This is a genomic window from Moorena sp. SIO4E2, assembly GCF_010671945.1.
GTDB lineage: Bacteria > Cyanobacteriota > Cyanobacteriia > Cyanobacteriales > Coleofasciculaceae > Moorena > Moorena producens.
In genome coordinates this window covers 1-5,334 of record NZ_JAAHIE010000490.1, presented here as the reverse complement: position 1 = coordinate 5,334, position 5,334 = coordinate 1, and the positions used below count along the sequence as shown (strand labels likewise).

The following is a 5,334-nucleotide window of genomic DNA, read 5'->3' as shown; positions in this document are numbered from 1 at the left end:
TGAGTGTATTAATTTAGTACGAGAATTAATGAGACTTAATCGTAATAAATGGAAGTATTATTTACGAGGAATGAGAGCTAAATCGCTTGTCCTGTCTGCTTTATAACTATTTTCGTCGCCCCCCCAGGGAGTAAGATTAATGAACAATCAAATTATTGATCAAGTATTGTACAACCACAAACTTTATATTGATGACCTATTACAAGATTTGCATAAATTTGTTATTCAAATCAATAAACCGGAATTACAGTCAAAAATAAGGACGATACAAAAAAATAGTAATGAACCGTTTTTGTTAGTTATTGTTGGAGAAGTAAAAGCCGGAAAAAGTAGCTTTATTAATGCCATAATTCAAGAAAAAATTTGTCAAACTGATGTTGAGCCATGTACGGATGTTATTCAAAAAATTGTTTATTCAGAGGAGCAGTTTGAAAAAGAAATTAGCCCAACGTTACGAAAAATTGGTTTACCCATTGATATCTTGAAAACTTTATCAATTGTCGATACTCCTGGAACGAATACGATTCTGGAAAACCACCAAGAGATTACTGAAAACTATATTCCTAACAGTGATTTAGTGTTTTTTGTCTTCTTCGCTAAGAATCCCTATCATAAAACAGCTTGGGAACTCCTGGATTATGTTAGTGAGCAATGGCGTAAAAAAGTAGTCTTTATACTTCAACAGTCTGATTTAACTAAACCAGAAGAATTAAGCCGAAATACTCAGAGAGTTAAAGACTATGCTAGTCAACGACATATTGAGTCTCCTATAGTTTTTGCGACATCAGCGGAATTAGAAAACAATGGGAATGAGGAGGGGAGTGGGTTTAGGGAAGTGAGAGGATTTATTAATGATATGGTTACCGGTGGGGAGACTTACAAAATTAAACTTAAATCAATTAGCGATCGCACTCAAAACGTGATTGATGAATTAGAGCATGAATTAAAATCTATCCAACGGCAACTAGAGCTGGATAAATCATCAGTAGAACGAATCAAAACTAAACTAGCTGTCGGTGAAAAAAAGTCTCAAGATGACATTACTAAACTGGTGGATAAGTTGGCTGCCAACTATGATCTAGTTGCTGAGCAAATAAAATCTGATTTTAGCGCTGGTTTCACCTTTCCTAAACTAATCAATAAGTCCGTTGTTGGTACCGTTAAGAAAAATGCCTCAATCCAAGCCTGGATCGATCAGATCAAGGCTAAGTATGAACCAGAGCTACAGCTCTCGTTAGAAGAAACCTTAAAAGAGGGGACACTCCATTTTTTAGGGGATATTAAAAACCTAATTGATTCGTTAATACAAGATTTGGAGACTATCCAGAATTATTCCAGTAATAGCAATCTATCTATCCGAGTTATGGAGCGCCGTCATGAGGTGTTTGAAGACGTTAAGCAAAAAGCGTCTAAGCTCCTTGAAGATGCTGAGTTTATCAATTCCTTAAAATCAAACGCTAGTGGAGTCGCTACCAATATATTAGGTGGAGCGGCAGTAACAGTAATTGCTGGCCTATTTATGGCGATAACGGAAATAGTAATATTGGATCTTATCGGTGCTGCGTTTGCCGGAGTTGGAATTTTAGTCTCCGGGGGAGCGCTTTATCTGAAAAGAAGAATGATAATTAGCAAGATTGGCAAAAAATTAGAGAGTGATAAAACTAAGTTGATATCTGATATTCATCAGCAACTTACCTTAAAGTGTACTCTGATTTATGAAGAAATTAAAAGAGTATTTGGAGATTTAGACGATTATGTTGAAAAAGAAGAAGAAGGACTAGAACCAATCCTTAAGGACTATAGAACAATCCAGAGCAAGGCTAGAGATTTATTAGTGATTAGTAATGATTAATGGTTATTGGCCGTAACTATTGGGTTATGGCCGATGAATCTGTTCACTATTGCTGGCACAATCATAGTTGTTGAGGCCAACATCTAGAGTACTCATGCCCTGAATAGCTTTAACTGGTAGCTGTATTGCTAGCTTTACTGGTAACTGTACTGATCTCTCAATCAATCCCAAAATCTACTAAACATCACGGGGGAGCACTGTGGCTGTGGTAGTTCTAGCAACTTTAGCTATAGAAAGGCTATCAAATGTGATAGTATAACCTTGAGTGAAAAATTGGGTAGTTTCAGGGGTGAGGTCTATACGCCTCTAGCTTTAGATACGGGGTTAGTCTGACCCCTCACTTAAAAGAATTGAGCTTTTAAAGTATTGAGCGATTCGGCGTTTTATTTCTTTTATTTATGTTATAATGCTATGGCTGGCCTACCACAGGTGAAAATTCGTCGGTATCACCAATTAATCTACGACGTAAAGCGATGGTAGTAGCAAGGGAGCGAAAAACCCTTAAAACGCATGGACTCGACAGAGTACCGACCAAAGCGCCAAAGTTAGTTTTTTTAGTGAAAGGTAGGGCGGGGCACGCCCAAACCCTGGATGACTTATTCCAGTACGCTTGTGGAGATCAGACCGCTGGGTACACTTGCTCAAACTAGATAATACGTTTGTACACGGTTATTCGGTGCGAGGAACGGCAAAACCCTTGTGTATTAAAGTCAGTTCGTCGAAGCAAGAATCCCCCGGCATAAGCGCCGTGGGGAGTGTCAATGTAAGCCTAACTTGGTCAACTTAGACCAGACTTAGCTATATAATAAGGTATTTTTGACTCTAACTCAGGAGTCCCAGGAGGGATATGAGCAGCACAGATAGCAATAAAGACAAGGAACTCCAATTCACTGCTAAAGGAACTGGATCCTCTGGATACATCGATAGGAAACAGCTGAGCGTAAAGCCATTACCCCAAAATCGTCCTATTGCTACAAATGTTAGTGAAGGGACAGATGAACTAATGGGCTATCTTGACTAAGGGATTACTTGTCTGGTAAACCAGTGCTTCCGGGTGTGGTTAAGTCGTTAGTGTCTACAGTGTCATCTTTAACACTTCACCCGGATTAAGCGTGTGCTAGCGCCATACTAACGTTCTAAAACCCCTCAGCATAACGCTTCAACTCCCATGCCATTCGTTTAATACCTCGTAACTCATCCTCTCGGATAAACGGTAGAAACACCCGAGACAATATACCGGAATAAGAGTGTTTGTGGACGTATTTGGTACGACCCACTCCTATTTCTTGCAAATCAAATACACATTCACTACGAAAGCCAGGGATAGAAGACACCCAACTTAGACACACACCAGGCTGAAGTTGTGTCACCAATGGCTCAAATTCTGTCTCTTCTTCATTGGGAAGCCGTCGCAGCGACAGAAAGACTTCTTTCCCCTGCTCAAACCGTAAAGTTGAGTCACAATCAAACAGAAATGTGTTCCAGTACTTCCACTGCTGTTTATGGAACAAAATTTGCCAAACCTTCTGCCTTGGGACATTGATCTCAATGTCAGTATAGAGACTTGTCATGTTAGTAAATAGCAGTTTTACCGGCTTCAAGTACTGTTATTTTAGATTATGGTAAATGGGAAAGCATAGAAGGGTGGACTACACACAATAATAACACGGATGCACGGATGACTTAATCCATGCCCTAAATCCGCTGTTTGATATTATTAGTTATCAGTATCTTATGTCTACTGGTTCCTTTGAAAAAAACAGTTTGGATTGGCAGTTGCAGCTGCTGCAACGACAATTCGGGGAGTGGTGGGAGCTGACAATGTCTCAGGTGCCTCTTGACCAACCCCAAAGCTCACTGCCATCTTGGTTACTGTCTCCTATACTAGGCCAGGGGATTAGGATAACGTTTTGGTTACTTGTGGCTGTAATCCTAAGCTGGCTAGGGGTGCGACTGATCAGAGCATTACATCCTTATATTATTTCTTATTACCAACAACTTACTCAAGCTGCAAACAGAGTGACAAAACGACCAGTTCGAGAATTATCAGTGGTCAATTGGTGGGAGCGATCGCAAAACTATCAGCAGCAGGCTAACTACAGGGAAGCCTGTCGTTGCTTGTATATGGGGATGTTGCAGCAATTACACGATACTGGCATTGCCCCTCGCCATCCTAGTCGCACGGATGGAGAATATCTACAACTCATCCAGCAATTACCGCAACCTAAACCATACCAAATCTTACTGATCACCCACCAGCAGTTGTGTTTTAGTAACGCCGAAGTCTCTAGTCAGGTTTTTGAACGGTGCAAGGAGGCTTATCAACAGATGAAGGTTGTTCGCGTAGCGTGGCCGAAAGGCCAAGGATAAAGTATGTTCGCGTAGCGTGGGTGAAAGGCCAAGGATGAAGGATGAAATTTCCTAAGCGTCGGTTAGGGGTAATTAGTGCGATCGCAATCGTGGTACTAATGATGATTACCCTGGTAGCTGCTCCAGCTAATAATAAAATCAATAGCGGTTCTACTTACAGCCGCGCTCCCTATGGCTATGGCGCTTGGTACGCTTACATGGCAAAACGGGGAACTCCTGTACAGCGTTGGCAAAAACCCTTTGAGGATTTAGCGAATCAGACGGATGCTCAAGGCTCGGTTACCTTATTGCGTGTCACTAGTTGGTTGACAGTAGATGCTATTTATGGTAAAGAGCGAGAATGGATTAAACAGGGCAATAGGATGGTGATTTTGGGAGTCAAGCAGCCGGTTACTGACGCTGCTTTTAGTACTCTCCAAGAGGCTTCCACGGGAAAGGTTAAGGTTAACACCAGGCGGCGATACAAGGGTAATCAGGGGAAGAAAATTTTAAGCGATCGCTTTGGTGCTGTGGTTTGGGAAAAGCCTATTGGTGATGGTAGAGTTATCTTTGCCACTACATCGGATCTGGCTGCCAATGCCTATCAGGACTTTCCGGCTAACTATGAATTATTAGCCCAACTGGTTACTCCCTTGAAAGCAGAGGGGAATTTAACTAAGCAAAATCCCGTTTGGGTGGATGAATACCTCCACGGTTACAAAGATGTAGATGTGATCAAGCGAGAGGTAGGTGAGACTCTATTCAGTTATTTAGCGAAAACCCCTCTGTTGCCAGCCTTTATCCAAGGATTAATCATTCTTCTGGTTGCCATCTGGGCTCTGAATCGCCGCTTTGGACAACCATTGACCTTATCTGAACCAGTGGTGGATAACAGCGAAGCCTACATCCGAGCATTAGCAGGTGTTTTGCAAAAAGCAGGCAGCAGTGAGTTTGTGTTGGAAGTTGTGGGAAAAGACGAACAACTGCAACTGCAAAAAGCACTGGGATTAGGACAGACTCTGCTTGAGGATCAAGCTCTAATTGATGCTTGGGTTGAGCAAACTGGACGTCCAGCTACAGAACTGAAACAATTGCTGGAAATTCAATCTAGTAAACGTCGTATTAGGGAGTCA

The 5,334-nt window shown here is 41.5% G+C and carries 6 protein-coding genes; 4 read left to right on the top strand and 2 right to left on the bottom strand.

The window, feature by feature from the left end:
• Positions 1–139 precede the first annotated feature (139 nt).
• Positions 140–1,852, top strand: a complete 1,713-nt coding sequence (locus tag F6K37_RS31255; protein WP_008191396.1) for a dynamin family protein — start codon at positions 140–142, stop codon at positions 1,850–1,852.
• A gap of 24 nt (positions 1,853–1,876) precedes the next feature.
• Here the strand turns inward: F6K37_RS31255 and F6K37_RS31250 are convergent, their stop codons facing one another.
• Positions 1,877–2,017: a hypothetical protein gene (locus F6K37_RS31250; protein ID WP_154659988.1), complete on the bottom strand. Its 141-nt coding sequence runs from the start codon at positions 2,015–2,017 to the stop codon at positions 1,877–1,879.
• A 682-nt stretch (positions 2,018–2,699) separates the two neighbouring features.
• Between F6K37_RS31250 and F6K37_RS31245 the strand changes: the two genes are divergently transcribed.
• Positions 2,700–2,873 (top strand): hypothetical protein, encoded by a 174-nt coding sequence (locus tag F6K37_RS31245; protein WP_008191390.1) that lies wholly within the window; start codon positions 2,700–2,702, stop codon positions 2,871–2,873.
• 115 nt (positions 2,874–2,988) lie between these two features.
• Here the strand turns inward: F6K37_RS31245 and F6K37_RS31240 are convergent, their stop codons facing one another.
• Positions 2,989–3,423: an SRPBCC domain-containing protein gene (locus tag F6K37_RS31240; protein WP_008191388.1), complete on the bottom strand. Its 435-nt coding sequence runs from the start codon at positions 3,421–3,423 to the stop codon at positions 2,989–2,991.
• A 163-nt stretch (positions 3,424–3,586) separates the two neighbouring features.
• On the opposite strand from F6K37_RS31240, the gene F6K37_RS31235 reads away from it, so the two are divergent.
• A complete protein-coding gene (locus F6K37_RS31235) occupies positions 3,587–4,222 on the top strand; it encodes a DUF4129 domain-containing protein (protein ID WP_008191386.1) in 636 nt (211 codons plus the stop codon).
• A gap of 41 nt (positions 4,223–4,263) precedes the next feature.
• Positions 4,264–5,334, top strand: a 1,071-nt coding sequence (locus F6K37_RS31230; protein WP_287254430.1) for a DUF4350 domain-containing protein, incomplete at its 3' end; no start/stop codon positions are given.